General features: G+C 66.0%; 18 protein-coding genes. 14 read left to right on the plus strand and 4 right to left on the minus strand.

What is annotated here, in order from left to right; all coding sequences use genetic code 11:
- Positions 1-6: 6 nt before the first annotated feature.
- From NMB43_RS13910 to NMB43_RS13920, 3 genes are all read left to right on the plus strand, one after another.
- Entirely contained in the window at positions 7-2,343 is a 2,337-nt protein-coding gene (locus tag NMB43_RS13910) for a hypothetical protein (protein WP_494348761.1), read from the plus strand.
- Between the two features lie 137 nt (positions 2,344-2,480).
- The gene (locus tag NMB43_RS13915; RefSeq protein ID WP_494348762.1) at positions 2,481-3,707 is read left to right on the plus strand and encodes a glycoside hydrolase family 6 protein; all 1,227 of its coding nucleotides are present in this window, start codon (positions 2,481-2,483) and stop codon (positions 3,705-3,707) included.
- 20 nt (positions 3,708-3,727) lie between these two features.
- On the plus strand, positions 3,728-5,494 hold the full coding sequence (locus NMB43_RS13920; RefSeq protein ID WP_494348763.1) for a hypothetical protein: 1,767 nt from the start codon (positions 3,728-3,730) through the stop codon (positions 5,492-5,494).
- 38 nt (positions 5,495-5,532) lie between these two features.
- Here NMB43_RS13920 and NMB43_RS13925 read toward each other — a convergent pair whose 3' ends face one another.
- Entirely contained in the window at positions 5,533-5,778 is a 246-nt protein-coding gene (locus NMB43_RS13925; RefSeq protein ID WP_494348764.1) for a GlsB/YeaQ/YmgE family stress response membrane protein, read from the minus strand.
- A gap of 190 nt (positions 5,779-5,968) precedes the next feature.
- Between NMB43_RS13925 and leuS the strand changes: the two genes are divergently transcribed.
- From leuS to NMB43_RS13945, 4 genes are all read left to right on the plus strand, one after another.
- On the plus strand, positions 5,969-8,620 hold the full coding sequence (leuS, locus tag NMB43_RS13930) for a leucine--tRNA ligase (RefSeq protein WP_494348765.1): 2,652 nt from the start codon (positions 5,969-5,971) through the stop codon (positions 8,618-8,620).
- Between the two features lie 92 nt (positions 8,621-8,712).
- A complete protein-coding gene (locus tag NMB43_RS13935) occupies positions 8,713-9,225 on the plus strand; it encodes an LPS-assembly lipoprotein LptE (protein WP_494348766.1) in 513 nt (170 codons plus the stop codon).
- Between the two features lies 1 nt (position 9,226).
- Positions 9,227-10,240 carry a DNA polymerase III subunit delta gene (holA, locus tag NMB43_RS13940; protein ID WP_494348767.1) on the plus strand — a complete coding sequence of 338 codons (1,014 nt, stop codon included), beginning with the start codon at positions 9,227-9,229 and terminating at the stop codon, positions 10,238-10,240.
- Between the two features lie 84 nt (positions 10,241-10,324).
- A complete protein-coding gene (locus tag NMB43_RS13945) occupies positions 10,325-11,356 on the plus strand; it encodes an extracellular solute-binding protein (RefSeq protein ID WP_494348768.1) in 1,032 nt (343 codons plus the stop codon).
- Here the strand turns inward: NMB43_RS13945 and NMB43_RS13950 are convergent.
- Complete coding sequence (locus tag NMB43_RS13950; RefSeq protein ID WP_494348769.1) at positions 11,341-12,597, minus strand: MFS transporter; 1,257 nt, start codon at positions 12,595-12,597, stop codon at positions 11,341-11,343. The genes NMB43_RS13945 and NMB43_RS13950 overlap by 16 nt on opposite strands.
- A gap of 148 nt (positions 12,598-12,745) precedes the next feature.
- Between NMB43_RS13950 and NMB43_RS13955 the strand changes: the two genes are divergently transcribed.
- The 6 genes from NMB43_RS13955 to NMB43_RS13980 all read left to right on the plus strand — a co-directional run bounded on the left by NMB43_RS13955 (position 12,746) and on the right by NMB43_RS13980 (position 17,019).
- Positions 12,746-14,023 carry a glutamate-5-semialdehyde dehydrogenase gene (locus tag NMB43_RS13955; protein WP_494352151.1) on the plus strand — a complete coding sequence of 426 codons (1,278 nt, stop codon included), beginning with the start codon at positions 12,746-12,748 and terminating at the stop codon, positions 14,021-14,023.
- The gene (locus NMB43_RS13960; RefSeq protein ID WP_494348770.1) at positions 14,023-14,235 is read left to right on the plus strand and encodes a hypothetical protein; all 213 of its coding nucleotides are present in this window, start codon (positions 14,023-14,025) and stop codon (positions 14,233-14,235) included. Before NMB43_RS13955 ends, NMB43_RS13960 begins: the two co-directional genes overlap by 1 nt.
- Before the next feature lie 105 nt (positions 14,236-14,340).
- Positions 14,341-14,928 (plus strand): chalcone isomerase family protein, encoded by a 588-nt coding sequence (locus tag NMB43_RS13965; protein ID WP_494348771.1) that lies wholly within the window; start codon positions 14,341-14,343, stop codon positions 14,926-14,928.
- Positions 14,929-15,111: 183 nt separating this feature from the next.
- The gene (locus NMB43_RS13970; protein WP_494348772.1) at positions 15,112-15,618 is read left to right on the plus strand and encodes a methylated-DNA--[protein]-cysteine S-methyltransferase; all 507 of its coding nucleotides are present in this window, start codon (positions 15,112-15,114) and stop codon (positions 15,616-15,618) included.
- Positions 15,618-16,523 carry a site-specific tyrosine recombinase XerD gene (xerD, locus tag NMB43_RS13975; protein WP_494348773.1) on the plus strand — a complete coding sequence of 302 codons (906 nt, stop codon included), beginning with the start codon at positions 15,618-15,620 and terminating at the stop codon, positions 16,521-16,523. Before NMB43_RS13970 ends, xerD begins: the two co-directional genes overlap by 1 nt.
- A gap of 139 nt (positions 16,524-16,662) precedes the next feature.
- Complete coding sequence (locus NMB43_RS13980; RefSeq protein ID WP_494348774.1) at positions 16,663-17,019, plus strand: H-NS histone family protein; 357 nt, start codon at positions 16,663-16,665, stop codon at positions 17,017-17,019.
- A 123-nt stretch (positions 17,020-17,142) separates the two neighbouring features.
- On the opposite strand, the gene NMB43_RS13985 is transcribed toward NMB43_RS13980, so the two are convergent.
- The gene (locus NMB43_RS13985) at positions 17,143-17,532 is read right to left on the minus strand and encodes a dihydroneopterin aldolase (protein ID WP_494348775.1); all 390 of its coding nucleotides are present in this window, start codon (positions 17,530-17,532) and stop codon (positions 17,143-17,145) included.
- A 53-nt stretch (positions 17,533-17,585) separates the two neighbouring features.
- Between NMB43_RS13985 and plsY the strand changes: the two genes are divergently transcribed.
- Entirely contained in the window at positions 17,586-18,209 is a 624-nt protein-coding gene (plsY, locus tag NMB43_RS13990; protein WP_494348776.1) for a glycerol-3-phosphate 1-O-acyltransferase PlsY, read from the plus strand.
- Here the strand turns inward: plsY and tsaD are convergent, their stop codons facing one another.
- Complete coding sequence (tsaD, locus tag NMB43_RS13995) at positions 18,210-19,253, minus strand: tRNA (adenosine(37)-N6)-threonylcarbamoyltransferase complex transferase subunit TsaD (RefSeq protein ID WP_494348777.1); 1,044 nt, start codon at positions 19,251-19,253, stop codon at positions 18,210-18,212.
- Positions 19,254-19,265: the final 12 nt, after the last annotated feature.

Consider the following 19,265-nt stretch of genomic DNA (forward strand, 5'->3'; position numbering starts at 1 on the left):
CGCCCCATGGAACCGTCACAGACACGCTACGTCCGCGCCCTGTGCGCAGCCATCCTGATCGCACAACTGGTCGCCTGCGGGGGCGGCGGAGGTGGCGGCAGCGCAGGCAGCTCAAGCCCTAGCAGCGGCAACCCGCCCGGCGCCCCAAGCACGCCGACCACGCCAGGCATCCCGGCGCCCTCGCCTACGGTCAGTACCAGCCAGGCGCTCCCGCTGGAGGTGCTGGGCGCACCGGGCACGATCGTGGGCGCCCCGTTCTCGCTCAACACCCCCGGCGCGGCGCAGACCCTCAAGCTCACGACGCACCGCCTCGTCTGGCGCGAAGACGGCGAATTCGCGCGCACCGACGCCCCAGCCAACTCCGTCCGTCCTGGCAGCAAAGGTAGCGTCCGGCTCAACGGCGGTTCCTGGCTGCCCCTGACCAACACCACCGTCACTTGCGAAGCGCATGAAGCCGAGTTCGGCTGCCTCAACGGTACTTACCAGACGGTACGCATCCGCATCCCCATTGCCGCCCTGGGCAGCCCCGGGCCAAAGGCCACAGGCAATCTGCTGGAGTTCCGCTTCGACGCCACCGACGGCATTTCCAGTGGCTGGCGCGTGCTGGCGCTCGACATCGTTCGCGCGGACGGACAATCCCTGCTTCCCGCCAACACCTTCAAAGCCGACAACCCGGACGACTGGACGCCCCCACTCAACACGAGCGCCGACATCGCAACCGGCAAAACACTCTGGGAATCGGCCCCGCTCACCGATCTGGGCTTCAGCAACAGTCGCCACGCCATCCAGGGTAAATGCGCCAGTTGCCACTTCCGCGACGGCAGCGACCTGGCCTATTTCAACTACTCGAACACCTCCATCATTGTCCGTTCGGTGTTCCATGGCCTGTCGGAGCTGCAAGGCAAGCAGATCGCCAGTTACATCCGCAGCCTCGACCTCAAGCTCCCCGCTGGCTACACGCGCAAGGATGCGGGCCGGCCGTGGAATCCGCCCTACCAACCCGGCCCCGGGCTGGACAGCAAGCCCGTCGAGCTCTGGGCCGCCGGCGCGGGGCTGGGGGCGGTGCTGGAACGCGATAGCCAGATGCGCGCCTACCTGTTTCCGAACGGGCAGTACCAAGCCGCGATCCTCGGCGCCGAGGGCTTCCTCAACCCGCGCGAAACCCCACAGGCACTGCAGTACCCGGACTGGAACACCTGGCTGCCGACCATCGCGGTGGAAGACCGCGTGAGCGCCCCCGCCGCCCTGCCCGCCAGCCCGCATTTCGCCAAGCTCAAGACAGCCGACGACTGGCTCACCCAGTACCGCGACAGCAACAGCGAGTGGCATTTCCGGCAAGGCCTATGGAATCTGCAGGTCTGGCGTGAATCGGAAGTGCGCGATGGGGATTTCGTCGGCGGCTTCTGGGTCACCAATCGCGACCAGCCCAACCGCACCCGCGCCCAGGAACTGCAGCAAACGCGCCTGAACCTGGCCAAGCTGGCCTGGTACAACCTGCGCATGATCGAGATGCAGATGAAGCATCGCCTGCAAGACGTCACCCACCGCAGCGGCATGGCGTTCTACACCGACACGAACAACCAGCAGCAGGCACGCGGCATCCCCGTCGGCTTTCGCAGCTGGAGCATGCCCATGCGCACGATGTTCGAGACTGCGCCGCACTTTGTCGCCGACCACGCAGGCTTGAGTTTCAACTTCACCCAGGCGGGCAATTACCTCTCCACCGCCTGGTATTCACTGGAACAGGTGGTCAATGGTGGCTGGCGCGCAGGCTCCCTGGGGCTGGACTGGAACTATCACCCCCAACACATCTACGGGACTCACGCTGGCGGCACCGGCTTCTACACCAACGGCCCGATTCACCTGTACCGCCACGCCTGGTCCATTTTCTGGCTGTACCAGAGCATGCCGGCAGACTGGACGCCGCAACACTTCGCCTTCCGCCAACGCCAGATCGGCCTCGGCCTGGACATCCAGTTCGACGGCAGCGCCGAAGCCGCCGGCCTGATCACGCTGGACGAGCGCAAACAACTGCAGGAAGCACTGGCCCTCGCCTTCCTCGGCGTGGCTGAGCGTTACAGCCCCAATCAATGGGTGCGCCGCGCGGCCAACACCCCTGAGCTACGCACCGCAGACAACTTCGAAACCACCGACTACGCGCCGGACTACAACCCGGCCTGGACCTACGACCTCCCCGAGCGCGGCTACCAGGCGGACGCCTACTACCTGCGCATCAAGTTGCTCAAAGACAAGGGCTACGTCACCCCCGCCACCCTGAACCGCCTCGTGAATTGGGGCGCGGGCGTGTGGCCCAAGGGCAACTGGAACGCGCTGCGCCCCTGATACAGAACGGCTGCCCCTGCGCTGCGCCGGAGAGCGACCGTCCGGCCAGGCGGATTCGCCATCCGCCCGGCTGACGGTGGTCGCGCGCTCGCGCGCATGGCTAGCTGCGGGCGTTTCCATATCGCCCACCCTGCACCATGCCCGCCCTGCGCACCCCAGCCCCCCTGCACCGCGTCCTGTCGCTCCTGTGCCTGCTCGCCGCCACGGCCTGCGGTGGCGGAGGGGGCGGTGGTGATGGCGCAAGCATCCCGGGCGGCAGCCTGAGCGCATCGAGCAGCGCCTCGTCGGGCGGCACCGCTTCGAGCAGCACCTCCTCCGGCTCTTCCAGCAGCTCTTCTGGTAGCTCTTCCGGAGGCCCGTCGTCCAGCAGCTCGTCCAGTAGCTCGTCCTCCAGCGGCTCCTCGTCCAGCTCCAGTTCATCCGGCGGTGCCGGCGCGGGGGCCTCCTCGGGCTCGTCTTCCAGCACCAGCAGTTCCGGCGCCGGCAACCCGGTCTCCATGACCAGCGGCTTCTACGTCGACCCCACGTCGCAGGCCAAGGCCTGGGTCGCGGCCAACCCGGCGGACACGCGCATGCCCACCATCCGTGACGGCATCGCCAACCAGGCTTTTGCGCGCTGGTTCGGTGGCTGGAACGGCGACATCGCGAGCGCCGTGGCGAGCTATGCGAACGCGGCCGCGAGCGGCGCTCGCCTGCCCATCCTGGTGGCCTACAACATCCCCAACCGCGATTGCGGCTCCTACAGCGCGGGCGGCGCCAGCGGCGGCGATGCCTACAAGAGCTGGATCGCCGCCTTCGCCGCCGCACTGGGCAGCCAGCCGGCGATCGTGGTGCTGGAGCCGGACGCGCTGATGCAGCTCGATTGCCTGCCTTCGGACGCCGACCGCAGCGCCCGCCTCGCCCTGCTCAACTACGCCGTCGACCAGTTCGTCGCCAAGGCGCCCAATACCTGGCTCTACCTCGATGCCGGCCATTCGAGCTGGAAGACGCCCGCCGAGACCGCGAGCCGCCTGATCAATGCCGGTGTGCAGCGGGCGCGCGGCTTCGCGCTGAACGTCTCCAACTACCGCAGCAGTGCCGAACTGGCCACGCACGGTCAGGCCGTGGCCGCGCAACTGCAGACGCAGGGCAGCTTCAGCAAGCCTTTCGTGGTGGATACCAGCCGCAACGGCAATGGCCCCAAGGGCACCGAATGGTGCGACCCCAGTGGGCGCAAGATCGGCCTCGTCAGCCAGGTCCACACGCTGGGCGGCGCCCCCGAGATGTCTTTGTGGATCAAGGCGCCGGGCGAGTCGGACGGCTGCGCAGCCGGCGCCGGCAGCTTCGTGCCCGATCTCGCCTACAAGCTGGTCCTGGGTCTGTGAGCCCGAACCCGGAGTACACCATGATCAAGACATGCAAACAGACCCTGCTCGGCCTCGCCCTGCTGGCACTTGCCGCCTGCGGTGGCGGCGGGGGTGGCGGCGACACGCCTGCGCCCGGCAACGGCTCCAGCGGCGCGGGCAGCAGTTCGTCTTCATCGGGCAGCAGCAGTTCATCCGGCGGCGCCCCGGCATCGTCATCGAGCAGCAGCTCATCCTCCGGTGGCAGCGCCAGCACCAGTTCCGGCGGCACGGCCTGGATCGAGGACGGCCGCCTGGGCGTGCCCACCAGCAGTTTCACGCTGCCCGCATCGGCCAAGAACGGCGACGGCGGCATCTACCTGCCGGACCTGCAGGCCAGCTACCCGGCGGTGGATTGGGCCGGCATCGACCGCCTCTACATCCCGGCCGGCAGCTACAAGTACATCCGTCTGGGCAACCTGCCGAACCGCAGCGCCAGCAAGAAGCTGGTCATCACCAACAGCGGCGGCCAAGTCAAGGTGGGCGGGCTCGGCCACTACTACCTGTTCGTCATCAGCGGTGGCAGCAACTGGGTACTCAGCGGGCGCTACGACCCGGTGTCGCAGACCGGCCATGCCAGCTACCCCGGCCATCGTGGCGGTGCCTTCGCCCACTCGCAGGGCAAGTACGGCATCCTCATCGACGACGCCTACAGCGCCAGCGGCATCTCCGGGCTGGCGATCGGCGGCGGCGCCACGCGCTTCGAGCTGGAGTACCTGGAGATCGCCCGCGTCGGTTTCGCCGGCATCGTGGCCAAGACCGACAACACCGCCAGCGCCGTGATGGAAGGCTGCAAGCTGCACGACCTCTACATCCACGACACGCTCAGCGAAGGCATGTACATCGGCAGCACCCAGGCCCAGCCGCAGCACCAGATCCGCGACTGGGAAATCTGGAACAACCGCATCCTGCGCAGCGGCACCGAAGCGCTCCAACTGGGGCAACTGGGCGGCAACAATCATGTGCACCACAACGTGATCGGCCCTGCCGCCATCGACTGGCGCTCGGCCTTTCAGATCTACCAGGACGGGAACCTGCAGGTCGCCATGCGCGAAGGCCACCTGCTGCTGGAGAAGAACCTCTTCATCGGCTCGGCCGGCACGCACTTCAGCCTGTTCACACGCCCCATCGCGGGCGACGCCACGGCCGGCAACCTCGGCGTGACGGTGCGCAATAACTACTTCTCCGACATGCGCAACCTGGGGCTCTACATCGACAGCCAGAGCCTCGCCGGCATGAGCTACAGCTTCCAGGACAACGTGTGGCGCAACCGCCAGTTCAACTACACCGAGGTCTATCCCGACGCCACGCCCTACGACCACCTGCTGCGCATCATGAACACCAGCACGCCCATCGTTTTCAGCAACAGCGACTGGGACAGCAGCCTCAAGTTCGTCGGCGGCACCAGCAATGCCTTGCCCACCGGCAACGGCAGCGCCGGCAATGTCAGCGGCACGGGCAACGACCGCCGCAGCATCGACGCGGTGCGTTTCGTGGATAGCGGACTGGCCGACGGCTTCGACTACCTGCGACTGGAGTACTGGCAGGCCGCCGCCAGCTTGAACGGCAACGCGCCGGTCGCCTATCCGCTGGACAAGATCGTCATGCACAAGGGGCTGCCCTACCGCTGCCGGCTGTCGCCCTGCGCGGCCGGCCTGGTGCCACCGGACAACCCCGCCGCCTGGGAGGCCCTGCCCGCCTTCGCCGACGACGTGCGCGTGCTGCCGGGCAGCACCTACGACGGCTGGGGGTTGCAGCCCCTGCCTTGAGCCGGTGGCCGGCCTTGCGCCGGCCACCGGCCGTGTTGCTACTTCTTCATCAGCTTGGGTACCACGAACAACAGGATCAGCGCGCCGACCACCGAGCCAATGAAGCCCGCCCCCTGCCCGGCGGTATAAAGGCCCAGCGCCTGCCCGCCGAAGGTCGCCAACAGCGAGCCCCCGATGCCCAGCAGGATGGTCATCACCCAGCCCATGGATTGTTGTCCCGGCATCACGAAACGCGCCACCACCCCTACGATCAAGCCGATCAGAATCGTGTAAAGCAGACCCATCTTCGCTCTCCTTGTCATGTTGGCCACGAGGCGGTCCGGTAGACGAGCGACAACCCCGCACCATTGTGCGCCGCAATGCATTTGCTCAAAAGAGGCCCGGCGCAGGCCATCGGCGCCGGGATCGAAACCGGCTGGCCTGCTAAAATCGCGGGCTTCGCCAATCGCTCACCGGCCCACCCGGCACACAGACATGTCCGCCTCGCAGGAAACGCTCAGCCCGCAGTACGACCACACCGCCACCGAAAAGACCGCCCAGCAGTATTGGGAGAAGACCGACGCTTTCCGCGCCGTCGAGGACGACAGCAAGAAGAAGTACTACTGCCTGTCCATGTTCCCCTACCCCTCGGGCAAGCTGCACATGGGCCACGTGCGCAACTACACCATCGGCGACGTGCTGACACGCTTCCACAAGATGCAGGGCTACAACGTGATGCAGCCCATGGGCTGGGACGCCTTCGGCCTGCCGGCCGAGAACGCGGCCATCGCCAACAAGGTGCCGCCGGCCAAGTGGACCTACGACAACATCGAGTACATGAAGGGCCAGTTGAAGTCGCTGGGCTTCGCCATCGACTGGAGCCGCGAGCTCGCCACCTGCAAGCCCGATTACTACAAGTGGAACCAGTGGCTGTTCCTGCGCATGCTCGAAAAAGGCATCGCCTACAAGAAGACACAGGTCGTGAACTGGGACCCGGTCGACCAGACCGTGCTGGCCAACGAGCAAGTGATCGACGGCCGCGGCTGGCGCACCGGCGCGGTGGTCGAGAAGCGCGAGATTCCCGGCTACTACCTGGCCATCACGCAATACGCCGAAGAGCTGCTGGGCGACCTCGACACCCTGGATCAATGGCCCGAGCGCGTGCGCCTGATGCAGGCCAACTGGATCGGCAAGAGCACCGGCGTGCGCTTCGCCTTCCCGCACGAAATCAAGGGTGATGACGGTCAGCTCATCAATGAGGGCAAGCTGTGGGTCTTCACCACGCGCGCCGACACCATCATGGGCGTCACCTTCTGCGCCGTGGCCGCCGAGCACCCGCTGGCCACGCACGCCGCGAAGAACAACCCCGCGCTGGCCGCCTTCATCCAGAAGTGCAAGAGCGGTTCGGTGATGGAAGCCGACATGGCGACCATGGAGAAGGAAGGCCTGCCCACCGGTCTGTTCGTCACCCACCCGCTGACCGGCGAACAGGTCGAAGTATGGGTCGGCAACTACGTGCTGATGTCATACGGCGACGGCGCAGTGATGGGCGTGCCATCGCACGACGAGCGCGACTTTGCGTTTGCCAAGAAGTACGGCCTGGCGATCAAGCAGGTGATCTCGGTCGCTGGCAAGGACTTCTCCACCGAGGCCTGGCAGGAGTGGTACGGCGACAAGGAAAACGGCGTCTGCGTGAACTCCGGCAAGTACGACGGCCTGGGCTATGCCGCCGCCGTCGATGCCATCGCAATCGACATCAAGGCCAAGGGTCTGGGCGACAAGAAGCTGCAATGGCGCCTGCGCGACTGGGGCATCTCGCGCCAGCGCTACTGGGGTTGCCCGATCCCCATCATCCATTGCGACGACTGCGGCTCGGTGCCGGTGCCGGACGATCAACTGCCCGTCGTGTTGCCCGAAGACTGCGTGCCGGATGGCTCCGGCAACCCGTTGCACAAGCGTCCTGACTTCCTGAACTGCGCCTGCCCCAAATGCGGCAAGCCTGCGCGCCGCGAGACGGACACCATGGACACCTTCGTGGATTCGTCCTGGTACTACGCGCGCTTCGCCACGCCCGGCAACGACCAGAGCATGGTCGATGAGCGCGTGAACTACTGGATGCCGGTCGACCAGTACATCGGCGGTATCGAACACGCCATCCTGCACCTGCTCTACTCGCGCTTCTGGACCAAGGTCATGGGTGACCTCGGCCTCGTGCAATACCGCGAGCCCTTCAAACGACTGCTCACCCAAGGCATGGTGCTCAACCACCTGTTCTCGCGCCGCTCCGACAAGACCGGCATCGAGTGGTTCGCGCCCGAGGAAGTCGAGCTGCAACACGACGCCTCCGGCCGCGTCACCGGCGCACTCGCCAAGCGCGACGGCCAGCCCGTCGACTATGGCGGCTACGGCACCATGTCGAAGAGCAAGCGCAATGGCGTCGACCCGAACGCCATGATCGAGCAATACGGCGCCGACACCTCCCGCTTCTTCATGATGTTCACCGCGCCGCCGGAGCAGACGCTGGAGTGGTCGGATGCTGGCATCGAAGGCTCGTATCGATTCCTGAAGCGCGTGTGGGCCTTCGGCCATGTCTTCGCCACGCAGCTCAAGCCGCAATTGCCGGCCTCGCGCACGCTGGCCAGTGCCAAGCTCGACGACAAGCTCGCCGGCCTGCGCCGCGAAGTGCACCTGCTGCTCAAGCAGGCCAACTACGACCTCGGCAAGCAGCAGTTCAACACCGTGGCCTCGGCCTGCATGAAGATGCTCAACGCATTGGAGAAGGCGCCGCGTGATTCAGGCATTGCCGCCGAAGTCATCGAAGAGTGCTTCGGCATCCTGCTGCGCGTACTCTCGCCGATCACCCCGCACATCACCCATACCCTGTGGGCCGATCTGGGCTACGGCGAAGACATCCTCTCGGCGCCCTGGCCCGAACCGCTGGAAGCCGCGCTGGTGCAGGACGAGATCGAGCTGGTGCTGCAGGTGCTGGGCAAGACGCGCGGTTCGGTCAAGGTGCCGGCGAGCGCCGACAAGGCCGCCATCGAAGCCCTGGCGGTCGCCTCGGAAGCCGCCCAGAAGTTCATGGAAGGCAAGCCAGCCAAGAAGATCATCATCGTGCCGGGTCGCCTGGTTAATATCGTCGTATGAACTGCAGGACGGAGGACTGAGCGACGAGGACTGAGTGAGCTTCACTCAGCACTCAGTTCTCAGCACTCAGTCCTTCCCTCCGAAAGAACAACATGCGCCGCCTCCTCTCCGCCCTCCTCCTGCTCTCGCTGCTGGCCGCCTGCGGCTTCCAGTTGCGCGGCCCCAAGCCCATGCCCTTCCAGACCATCAAGCTGGACATGGACCCTTATGCCGACCTCACGGCAGCGCTGAAGCGCGCGATCCAGGCCAACGGCTCGACCCGCGTCGTCGACCGCGCAGAAGATGCCGAGGTGCGCCTGCAGACGCCGGTCAACGTGCGCGAGAAGGAGATCATCGCGCTCAACGCCAATGGCTCGGCGCGCGAGTACCAGTTGCGCCTGCGTTTTGCCTATCGCCTCGTCGGCAAGGGCGGCCAGGAGATCACGCCGCTGACCTCGCTCAACCTGCACCGTGACATCACCTTCGCCGACAGCGCAGTGCTGGCCAAGGAACAGGAAGAGGCGCAGATGTACACCGAGATGGAACGCGACCTCGCGCAGCAGTTGGTGCGCCGCCTCGCCGCCACCCGCATGCCGCCGCCGGCCACCACTGCCGCCAAGCCCTGACATGCCCAACCTCGCGCCAGCCCAGTTGCCGCAACTGCTCGCGCGCGGGCTGGCACCGCTGTACGTGCTGCACGGCGATGAGCCGCTGCTGGTCATCGAGGCGGCCGACGCGATCCGCAGCGCCGCCCGCCAGCAAGGGGTGAGCGAGCGCGAGGTGATCGTGACCCACCAGCACTTCAAGTGGGACGAGTTTGGCCTGGCCGCCGGCAATCTCTCGCTGTTCGGCGAACGCAAGCTGGTCGACCTGCGCATCCCCAACGGCAAGCCCGGCAAGCAAGGCGGTGACGCGCTGGTACGTTTCGCCCGCGAGTTGGACCCGCAGGGCACGGACGTCACCCTCATCACCTTGCCCCAGCTCGACTGGGCGACGCGCAAGACCACCTGGTTCCTGGCCCTGGCGGAGGCCGGCCAGGTCATCGAGTGCAATGCCCCCGGCCTAGCCGAGCTGCCGCAATGGATTGCCGGCCGCCTCCAGACGCAGAAGCAGAGCGCGCCGCGCGAGGCGCTGGCCTTCATCGCCGGTCACGTCGAAGGCAATCTGTTGGCGGCCCACCAGGAAATCCAGAAGCTCGGGCTGTTGTACGGCGAGGGCACGCTCACGCTGGAGCAGGTCGAGGACGCGGTGCTCCACGTCGCGCGCTACGACACCGAGAAGCTGCGCAACGCCTTGTTGGAAGGGGATGCCGCGCGCTGCGCCCGCCTCCTCGACGGCCTGCAGGGCGAAGGCGCGGCGCCGCCGCTGTTGCTGTGGACCCTGGCCAACGAGATCCGCACCCTTGCCCATGTGCGCGCCGCGCTTGATGCCGGCCAGCCGATGGATGCCGCGCTCAAGGCCGAGCGCGTGTTCGGCCCGCGCCAGGCCCTGATGCGACGCGCCGTGCAGCGCCTGCGCGGCGCGTCGCTGCGCGCCGCCCTGATGCAATCGGCCCGCATCGACCGCATGATCAAGGGCCTCAGCGACGGCGACGTGTGGGACGAATTCCTCCAGTTATGCCTGCGCCTGCGGGCGGCCTGAGCGCCGGAAAGCGTTTTCCGGTACATTGGGCATGCCATTGGCCTAACCCGGCCCGACCGAACGGGCTCCTGACCGGACTGCAGCATGTTGCGCGTCATCGCGTTCCTGATGCTCCTTGTACTGCACTGCCCCGCCCGCGCCACGGACGAGGTACTGCGAGTACTGTCCTGGCCAGGCTATGTGACGCCAGCGGCGGTGCGCGTGTTCGAGACGCAGCACAAGGTCCGCGTGGAAGTGGTGGAGATCGGCTCGGACGAGGAACTGTGGACTCACGCCAACGCCAACGAGGGGCGTAACTTCGATCTGCTGGCCGTCAATACGGCCGAGCTGCAGCGTTACATCGCAGCCGGCCTGGTGGCCCCCTTGCGCCAATCGGCCATTCCCAACACGGCCAAGCAACTGGCGCGCTTCCGCCGCCTCGAGAGCATTCCCGGCCTGGCCGTGGACGGACAGTTCTGGGCCATCCCCTACACCTACTCGGCGATGGGGCTGATCTTCAACCGCAAGCTCGTGCCCAGCCCGCCGACCAGCATGAGCGCGCTGTGGGATGCGCGCTACAAGGGGCGCGTGTTGCTCTACAACGGCGGCGCCCACAACTTCAGTTTCGCCGCGCTGACCCTGGGCATCCAGGACCCCTTCCGTCTCAGCGCGGATCAGTTTGAGCGCACCCTGCGCCACCTGCTGAACCTGCGCAACAACAACCCGCACCTCTACAGCAAGCCGGAAGAGGTCATCGAGCGGATGCGCGAGCGCGAGATCGCGCTTGTCTTCGGTAACTACGGCGATCAGCAGGTGCAATTGCTGCGCCAGGCGGGCTTCGACATTGGCTACGTGATCCCGCGCGAGGGTGCCCTGGCCTGGCTGGATTGCTGGGCGATCATGCGCCAGACCTCGCATCGCAAGCTCGCCGAAGCCTGGATCAACTTCATGCTGACGCCGATGGTGTCGGGACAACTGGCCAGCCACCAGGGCCTTGCCAGCACCCTGCGGGAGACCAGTCCGGCCTCGATGCGAGCCAGCGACAAACTGGTCTGGCTCCAACCCGTGGAAGACAGCGCCAAGCGCAGCCACTACTGGGAGCGCTGGTTGGCCGGCGCGCTCTACGCGCCGCGCTGAAGGCGCCAGTCTGGCACCAGGCGCAGGGCTAGCGCGCCCAGCAACAGGCAGGCCACCCCGATGCCGGCAATCGTGCCCGCCAGGCCAAAAGCGTCCGCCGCCAGCCCGATCAGGATGGTGCCCAGCGGCCCCGGCAGGATGCTCAGAAAGCGCATGCCGGTCACGACCCGGCCCAGCGCCGCGTCCGGGCTGGCAGCCTGACGCAGGCTCAGATAGGTGATCACGTAGATCGCCGCGCCACAGTCGAGCAGGCACAAGGCCAGGCCCGCGGCCCACTGCGGCGCCACCCAGTCCGCCTGCGGCACGGCGAAGGCGAGATAGCCCAGGGCCGCGATGACGATCCCGCACACCAGGGTGCGGCGCATGCCCAGGCGGCGTTCCAGCCCATGCGCAAGCGGCGCGCCGGCCAGCCCGCCCAGCGCTCCCAAGGTATTGATCAGGGCGATGTGTCCGGCGTCCAGGCCCAGATCGCGACTGGCCCGCAGCACGTAGAGCGCCTTGAAGCCATCGTTGAGGATGATCCAGGCGGCCACCACCCACAGCATCGCGCGCAGCACCGGGGTGCGCCACACCAGCAGCAAGCCCTCCCGGACCTGCGGCCACACCCCGGGCGAGGGCCCCTGCGACACCCGCTCGCGGTGGCGGATGCGCGCCAGCAAGGCGGCGGAGCAGAGGAAGCTCAGGGCGTCCGCCGTCACCGCCAGCGGCGCACCGACCCAGGCCACCAGCAAGGCAGCGAGCGCCGGCCCGGCCACCAGTGCCGCCGATGAGGCGGCCGACAGCTTGCTGTTGGCCAGCACCAGACGCTCCCGCCCGACCAGGCCGGTAATGAAGGCCTGCAGGGCCGAGCCGCCGACGGCCTCGGTGGTCGACACCATGAAGCCCACCACGCACAGCACGGGCATCGACAGAAAACCGAAGACCGCCCCCAGCGGCACCAGTGCAAGGCCCAGCGCGGCGAAGACGTCGAACAGGATGGCGATGCGCCGCTTGCTGCCACGGTCTATCCATACCCCGGCTGGCAAGCCCACGGTCACAAAGGGCAGCAACTGGCAGGCCACCAGCACGCCCATCTCGGTCGCGCTGGCCTGCAGCATCTGCACCGCGGTCAGTGGCAGCGCCATGTGCGTCACCGCAGTGCCCAGCACGGTCAGGGTGGTGGCCAGGAACAGGCGCAGGAAGTTGCCGTCGCGCCACAGGGACTCGGGCGCAGTGAGACGGCACAGCAAGGAATGCAGCATCGGGATAGGGCACGCCAGGGGGCGCACAGTCTGGCGAGGGACGCGCAGGTGGTCAAGCGCCCACGCCGCCCTCGCTTGGCCCGCGGGCTGCCGGATGGTCTAATGGAGGGCTCCCCATCCGCAGACCATACGGTTGAACCGTCGCATCATGGACATCAAGGAATACATGCAGACGCTGGGCCGCCAGGCCCGCACCGCCTCGCGCGCCATGGCCGCCGCCTCCACCGGCGCCAAGAACCATGCGCTGAACGAAATCGCCCGCTTGATCCGCGTGCGCGCCCCCGAACTGCTCGCCGCCAATGCGCGCGACCTCGAACAGGCTCGCGCCGATGGCCTGGAGCCGGCAATGATCGACCGCCTCACGCTGAGCGCCAAGGGCATCGAGAGCATGGCCGCCGGTCTCGAACAGATTGCCGCCCTGCCCGATCCGGTCGGCGAGATCACCAACGTCAAGCGCCGCCCCTCCGGCATCCAGGTGGGCCACATGCGCGTGCCGCTGGGTGTCATCGGCATCATCTACGAAGCCCGCCCCAATGTGACGGCGGACGCCGCCGGCCTGTGCATCAAGAGCGGCAACGCCACCATCCTGCGCGGCGGCAAGGAAGCCCTGCACTGCAACCAGGCGATTGCCGCCTGCGTGCGTGAAGGCCTCGCGGCCGCCGGCCTGCCCGCCACCGGCGTTCAGGTCATCGAGACCACGGACCGGGCTGCGGTGGGCGAACTGATCACCATGCCGCAGTATGTGGATGTGATCGTGCCGCGTGGCGGCAAGGGTCTCATCGAGCGCATCAGCCGCGAGGCGCGGGTGCCTGTCATCAAGCATCTGGACGGCAACTGTCACGTCTACATCGACGACGAGGCTGATCCCGCCAAGGTGCTGCCCATCGTCGAGAACAGCAAGACGCAGCGCTACGGCACCTGCAACACGGCCGAATCCCTGCTCGTCGCGCGCAGCGTGGCCCGGCGCTTCCTGCCCGAGATCGGCCGCATGCTGGCCGCCAAGGAGAACGAGATGCGCGCCTGCGCGGAATCGTTGGCCATCCTGCGTGAAGCCGACATCCCCGGCGCCAAGCTGGTCGAAGCCACCGAGCAGGACTGGTACGAGGAATACCTCGCCCCGATCATCGCGGTGAAGGTGGTGGCCGACGTTTCCGAAGCCATCGAGCACATCAACACCTATAGCTCGCAGCACACCGACGCCATCGTCAGCGAGAACTACAGCAAGGCCATGCGCTTCCTGCGCGAGGTGGACTCCGCCTCGGTCATGATCAACGCCTCCACACGCTTCGCCGACGGCTTCGAGTATGGTCTGGGCGCCGAGATCGGCATCTCGACCGACAAGATCCACGCACGCGGCCCGGTCGGCCTGGAAGGCCTGACCTCGCAGAAGTGGGTGGTGTTCGGCAACGGTGAGGTGCGCGCCTGATGACGACGCTGCAATTCGGCATCACCCTGGTCGCGTTGGGCCTGGTGCTCACGCTGGGCGCGTGGACCTTCCTGCGCAAGGAAGAGCACGACTTCTTCACCTTCGCCCCCTTCACCGAGGCGCACCACTACCTCAAACCACCCGGCGGCACGATCTGGTGGACCGGCATCGCCGTGCTGTGCGTGGGCATCTTCAACTGCTGGGCCGGCTGAGCGGACCCGAGGGAAAGTCCTGACAAGCCCGCCTGATCGCGGGCTTGTTTTTTTTGACCGATGACATACGCTGCCGTATGGACAACACCCAAACGGAGACACACCATGCCCCCAGCGTTCCATGCCCGCCTCGCGAGCGGCGTACTCAGCCTGCTCCTGAGCCTGCCGCTGGCTGCCGCCGAAGTCGCCTCGGTGCAATTCGAGGACAAGACCACCGTCGCCGGCGCTGAACTGCAACTCAACGGCGCAGGCCTGCGCAAGCGTCTGATGTTCCGCGTCTATGCGATGGGCCTCTACCTGCCCCAGAAGAGCAGTGACGCGCAGGCCGTCCTCGCCGGCAGCGGCCCCCGCCGCATCCATATCGTGACCTTGCGCGAGTTGGGCGCAGACCAGTTTGCCGACGCCCTGATCGAGGGTCTCAACAAGAATCTCTCCGCCGCCGAGCAACAGCAACTTGCCCCACGCATCGAGCACTTCCGCAAGACGCTGCTTAGCATGGGCAAAGCAGCCGAAAAGACGGTGGTGTTCCTCGACTTCATTCCGGGAAGCGGCACGCGCCTGAGCGTCAATGGAGAAGCGAAAGGCAGCGATACTCCCGGCGAGGATTTCTACGCCGCATTGCTGCGCATCTGGCTGGGCAAGGAGCCAGCCCAGGAGGATCTGCGCGCCCATCTGCTCGGTCGACCCGGCTGACAAAAATTTACACCACGCAACTTTGCCGATTTCATGCGATTAAGTTAATTTGACCGGGCATCACTCGCTCTTGGGGTAGAGCGACGGGCCGGCGGTACCTCGTGCTGCCGGCCCTCCTTCCACAACCCCGCGCCCCTGCCTCCCGGCTTGGCGCTCGCCAGCCCTGACGCTAAGCTGCCTGGCATGCCGTCTCTTCGCACTGCCTCCACCGTCGTCGCCTCTGCCGGACTGTGCGGCGTATTCACCGCGCCCGCATTCAAGTTGGGAATCTGCGTCGCAGGCGAACGCATCGTCGACATCCGCTTCCTGCCGCCAAACCATCCAGCGCTCGCCGCGACCGATCCTGTGGCCAAAGCCTTCGAACAAAGCTGGTTACGCTACCTGGATGAACCGCAGCACCCATTCCCGGAGTTCCCTCTCCTCCACGCCGGCAGCCCCTTTCAAGTCAGGGTGTGGGCAGCCATCCGCGCCATTCCCGCCGGACACACCCGGCGCTACGGCGAGATCGCAGCCGAACTGGGCTCGCATGCCCGCGCGGTCGGTCAGGCCTGCGGTGCCAATCCCTTTCCCGTGCTGGTGCCCTGCCACCGCGTGATCGGGCAGGGACGGACCGGCGGGTTTGCCCACGCACGCGACGGCTGGTTGCTGGATGCCAAACGCTGGCTGCTGATGCACGAGGGCGCGCTGTAATGACCGGCCCAATAGATCACCAGGCCGTCGCGCTGATCGACGCATTTATCGACACGCTGTGGATGCAGGATGGTTTGTCTCGCAACACCCTGGAGGCCTACCGCACCGATCTGACACTGTATGCGGCCTGGCTGGAGAAACGAGACACCCCCCTCGACCAGGCAGAAGGAGCCCTGCTGGCGGCTTATCTGGCGGACTTGAGCACGCGCACCAAACCGGCTACGCAACGCCGCGCGCTCGCCACACTGCGCCGTTTCTACCGTCACCTGCTGGCGGAAAACCAATTGCAGCGCGACCCCACGGCCGACATTGATTCACCAGCCAGCGCGGCCCGCTTTCCCAAAACCCTCAGCGAAGAACAGGTTGAACGCCTGCTCGCCGCGCCGGATTGCACCGACGTCTTCGGCCTGCGCGACCGCGCCATGCTGGAAACACTCTACGCCACAGGCCTGCGGGTTTCCGAGCTCGTGAATCTCAAATTGTTTGAACTTGATTTGCAGCTCGGCGTCCTACGCGTGGTCGGCAAGGGCAGCAAGGAAAGGCTGGTGCCGCTCGGAGAGGAAGCCGTTTCATGGCTCCGGCGCTACCTGGCCGAAGCCCGCCCGGATTTGCAAGGCGTGCCCGACGACGCGGTTTTCCTGACACGATTTGGCACCGCGATGACACGCCAGATGTTCTGGCACACGATCAAACGTCACGCCCTGACGGCCGGCATCCGGAGTGAGGCCATATCCCCGCACACGCTACGCCACGCTTTTGCCACCCACCTTCTTAATCACGGAGCGGATTTGCGCGTGGTCCAGTTGCTACTTGGTCACGCCGACATCGGCACCACCCAGATATATACCCACGTCGCGCGGGAACGCTTGAAAACACTGCATTCCCAGCACCACCCGCGCGCCTGATTCCTCAAGATTTGTAGCCAGCTGTAAATACTTTCGACAACATTCCCTGCTACTAAGGAAATAATCCCTTTGCAAATGGGCGAATAATGTCGCAGAATGGATCAGCGTTTTCGCTCATCTAACAGGGGCCACAACAAACATGGAACTGACCAAACTCACCGTCACCGAGCTCAAGAAACTCAAGACTCGCATCGAGAGCGAGATCGCCAAGCGCACGGACAATACCCGCAAGGATCTCCTCAAGAAAATCCAGAAACTGACGGCCGAAGCCGGCATGTCCATTACCGACGTGCTGGGCGACAAGCCGGCAGCGACCAAGGGCAAGCGCGCACCTGCAGTGAAAAAGGCTGTGCGCGGCTCCAAGGGCAAGGTGGCGCCGAAGTACCGCGACCCTGCCAATGCAAGCCAGACCTGGACCGGCCGCGGCCGCAAACCGCAATGGGTCGCCGCCCACCTGGCCGGCGGCAAGCCGCTGGAAGAGCTGCTGATCAAGTAAGAACCGCACGCTTGATGGAAAACGCCCCGCAGGTTTGATGCCTGCGGGGCGTTTTCATTTCTTTACCGGGATAAGCCATCCCCTCCGTTCGGCGGACACGTTCGGCGGACAAGGAGTATCCACTCAATCCAGGCCACTGCCTCGCAAAGGCGGCGTGCCACTCCCATCCCGCGCCCGCTCGATATATACCCCGACGCGCCGGACCCCCCGCACCACCCCCGTCTTGGCAATCGAAACCCGCACCCAGGGAGCCCCGAACTCAGTGAACAACAGCTCGACGAGAAACTCGCCCAGCGTCTCCAGCAAGTTGAAATGCAACTCGCCCAGCACCTCACGAATGCGCACCACGACACGATCGTAGTCGATCGTATCCGCGATGTCGTCGCGCTCGGCGGCTGCGTCGGGTACGCCGAAGGTAAGATTGATTTCAAGCGCCTGCGACATGAGTTGCTCACGCGGGTATATTCCCACCCGCGCCTCCACCTGCAGGCCTTCGACAAATATGTAATCCATGGCGCCCATACCGCAAAAACGGTAAGGGCACGTTAGCACAGACACCGATCACGATGGAAAACCCACTCCTGCCCTCACTCCTGCTGCTCGCCAGCGCTTATCTCATCGGCTCGATTCCCTTTGCCGTGCTGGTCTCGAAAATATTGAAGCTCGACGATCCGCGCAATTACGGCTCGGGAAATCCCGGTGCCACCAACGTTCTGCGCAGCGGCAACAAACTGGCCGCGCTGCTGACCCTGCTGGGTGACGCGTTGAAAGGCTGGGTGGTCGTATGGGGTGCGCAGAAGCTGGGGGAACCGCTCGGCCTGCCCATCTGGTCGATCGCGCTGAGCGCGCTGGCCGTCTTCCTGGGGCACGTCTTCTCGTGCTTTCTGGGCTTCAAGGGAGGAAAGGGCGTGGCGACCGCGGCCGGCGTGCTGTTCGGCATCACCCCGGCACTCGGTGGCCTGACCCTCGCCACCTGGCTGCTGGTGGCAGCCACCACCCGTTACTCTTCGCTGGCGGCCGTTGTTGCTGCCGTCGCCGCCCCGCTGCTGTGCCTGTGGCTGGTTGGCGGCATGCTCTGGCCGGCAGTCTGCTTGCTCATGTCGGCTGTTCTCCTGTGGCGCCACAAGGACAACATACGTCGCTTGCTGGCCGGCCAGGAAAGTCGCATCGGCAGCAAGAAGAAAGCCTGATCAGGCCCCGTCCGCGTCCACCGCAAGCTCGCTGAGCGGCCAGCGCGGACGTACCGCGAAACTCCCTTCGCGGGTCGCCCGGGCGCACCCGGCCTGCAGGCGCATGGCGCCCGCGAAGGCAATCATCGCTCCGTTGTCGGAGCAGTATTCCAGCTCAGGAAAGAAGACCCGCGCGCCGCGCCGCGCCAGCGCCTCGTGCAAGGCCACACGCAGGCGTCGGTTCGCGCCGACGCCACCGGCTACCACCAGGCGCTTCAGGCGCGTCTGCTTGAGCGCAGCCAGCGCCTTGTTGGTCAGCACATCCACCACCGCCTCCTGGAACTCCAGGGCCAGATCCGGTGCCTGCTCGGGCGCGTAACCGGGTTGCTGCGTAGCGGTCAGCACGGCCGTCTTGAGGCCGCTGAAGCTGAAGTTGAGGTCACCGGAATGCAACATCGGGCGCGGCAGCTTGAAGCGCCCCGCCGTCCCCTGCTCGGCCAATCTGGCCAGCGCAGGCCCGCCCGGATAGCCCAGCCCCAAGAGCTTGGCCGTTTTGTCGAAAGCCTCGCCAGCGGCATCATCGACGCTCTCGCCAAGCAACTGGTAGTCACCTACGTCCCCTACTCGCATGAGCTGGGTGTGACCACCCGATACCAACAAGGCCACAAAGGGGAACTCGGCCGGCTCGGCGGCCAGCAGTGGCGACAACAGATGCCCTTCAAGGTGATGGATCGGCAGGGCTGGCAGGTCCAGCGCGAGGGCCAAGGCTTCTGCCACGCTGGCACCCACCAGCAGGGCCCCCGCCAAGCCCGGTCCAGTCGTATAGGCAATGGCGGTCAGCTCCTGCAGGCTCACCCCGCCGCCTTCCAGCGTCTCGCGGATCAGCGGAACAATGCGTCGCACATGGTCGCGCGAAGCCAGTTCCGGCACTACGCCGCCGTAGGCCGCATGCAGGTCGATCTGGGAAAACACCCGGTGGGCCCGCAAACCGTGCTCGCTGTCGTACAGACCGATACCGGTCTCGTCACAGGAGGTCTCAATGCCCAATACAAGACTTCGTTTCATTTTGCGGAGTCT

This window comes from Uliginosibacterium sangjuense (genome assembly GCF_059132465.1).

Bases quoted from the DNA above. Each gene is read 5' to 3' on its own strand.
- NMB43_RS13910 (WP_494348761.1), top strand. From the start codon at position 7: ATGGAACCGTCACAGACACGCTACGTCCGCGCCCTGTGCGCAGCCATC.
- NMB43_RS13915 (WP_494348762.1), top strand. From the start codon at position 2,481: ATGCCCGCCCTGCGCACCCCAGCCCCCCTGCACCGCGTCCTGTCGCTC.
- NMB43_RS13920 (WP_494348763.1), top strand. From the start codon at position 3,728: ATGATCAAGACATGCAAACAGACCCTGCTCGGCCTCGCCCTGCTGGCA.
- NMB43_RS13925 (WP_494348764.1), bottom strand. From the start codon at position 5,778: ATGGGTCTGCTTTACACGATTCTGATCGGCTTGATCGTAGGGGTGGTG.
- leuS (WP_494348765.1), top strand. From the start codon at position 5,969: ATGTCCGCCTCGCAGGAAACGCTCAGCCCGCAGTACGACCACACCGCC.
- NMB43_RS13935 (WP_494348766.1), top strand. From the start codon at position 8,713: ATGCGCCGCCTCCTCTCCGCCCTCCTCCTGCTCTCGCTGCTGGCCGCC.
- holA (WP_494348767.1), top strand. From the start codon at position 9,227: ATGCCCAACCTCGCGCCAGCCCAGTTGCCGCAACTGCTCGCGCGCGGG.
- NMB43_RS13945 (WP_494348768.1), top strand. From the start codon at position 10,325: ATGTTGCGCGTCATCGCGTTCCTGATGCTCCTTGTACTGCACTGCCCC.
- NMB43_RS13950 (WP_494348769.1), bottom strand. From the start codon at position 12,597: ATGCTGCATTCCTTGCTGTGCCGTCTCACTGCGCCCGAGTCCCTGTGG.
- NMB43_RS13955 (WP_494352151.1), top strand. From the start codon at position 12,746: ATGGACATCAAGGAATACATGCAGACGCTGGGCCGCCAGGCCCGCACC.
- NMB43_RS13960 (WP_494348770.1), top strand. From the start codon at position 14,023: ATGACGACGCTGCAATTCGGCATCACCCTGGTCGCGTTGGGCCTGGTG.
- NMB43_RS13965 (WP_494348771.1), top strand. From the start codon at position 14,341: ATGCCCCCAGCGTTCCATGCCCGCCTCGCGAGCGGCGTACTCAGCCTG.
- NMB43_RS13970 (WP_494348772.1), top strand. From the start codon at position 15,112: ATGCCGTCTCTTCGCACTGCCTCCACCGTCGTCGCCTCTGCCGGACTG.
- xerD (WP_494348773.1), top strand. From the start codon at position 15,618: ATGACCGGCCCAATAGATCACCAGGCCGTCGCGCTGATCGACGCATTT.
- NMB43_RS13980 (WP_494348774.1), top strand. From the start codon at position 16,663: ATGGAACTGACCAAACTCACCGTCACCGAGCTCAAGAAACTCAAGACT.
- NMB43_RS13985 (WP_494348775.1), bottom strand. From the start codon at position 17,532: ATGGATTACATATTTGTCGAAGGCCTGCAGGTGGAGGCGCGGGTGGGA.
- plsY (WP_494348776.1), top strand. From the start codon at position 17,586: ATGGAAAACCCACTCCTGCCCTCACTCCTGCTGCTCGCCAGCGCTTAT.
- tsaD (WP_494348777.1), bottom strand. From the start codon at position 19,253: ATGAAACGAAGTCTTGTATTGGGCATTGAGACCTCCTGTGACGAGACC.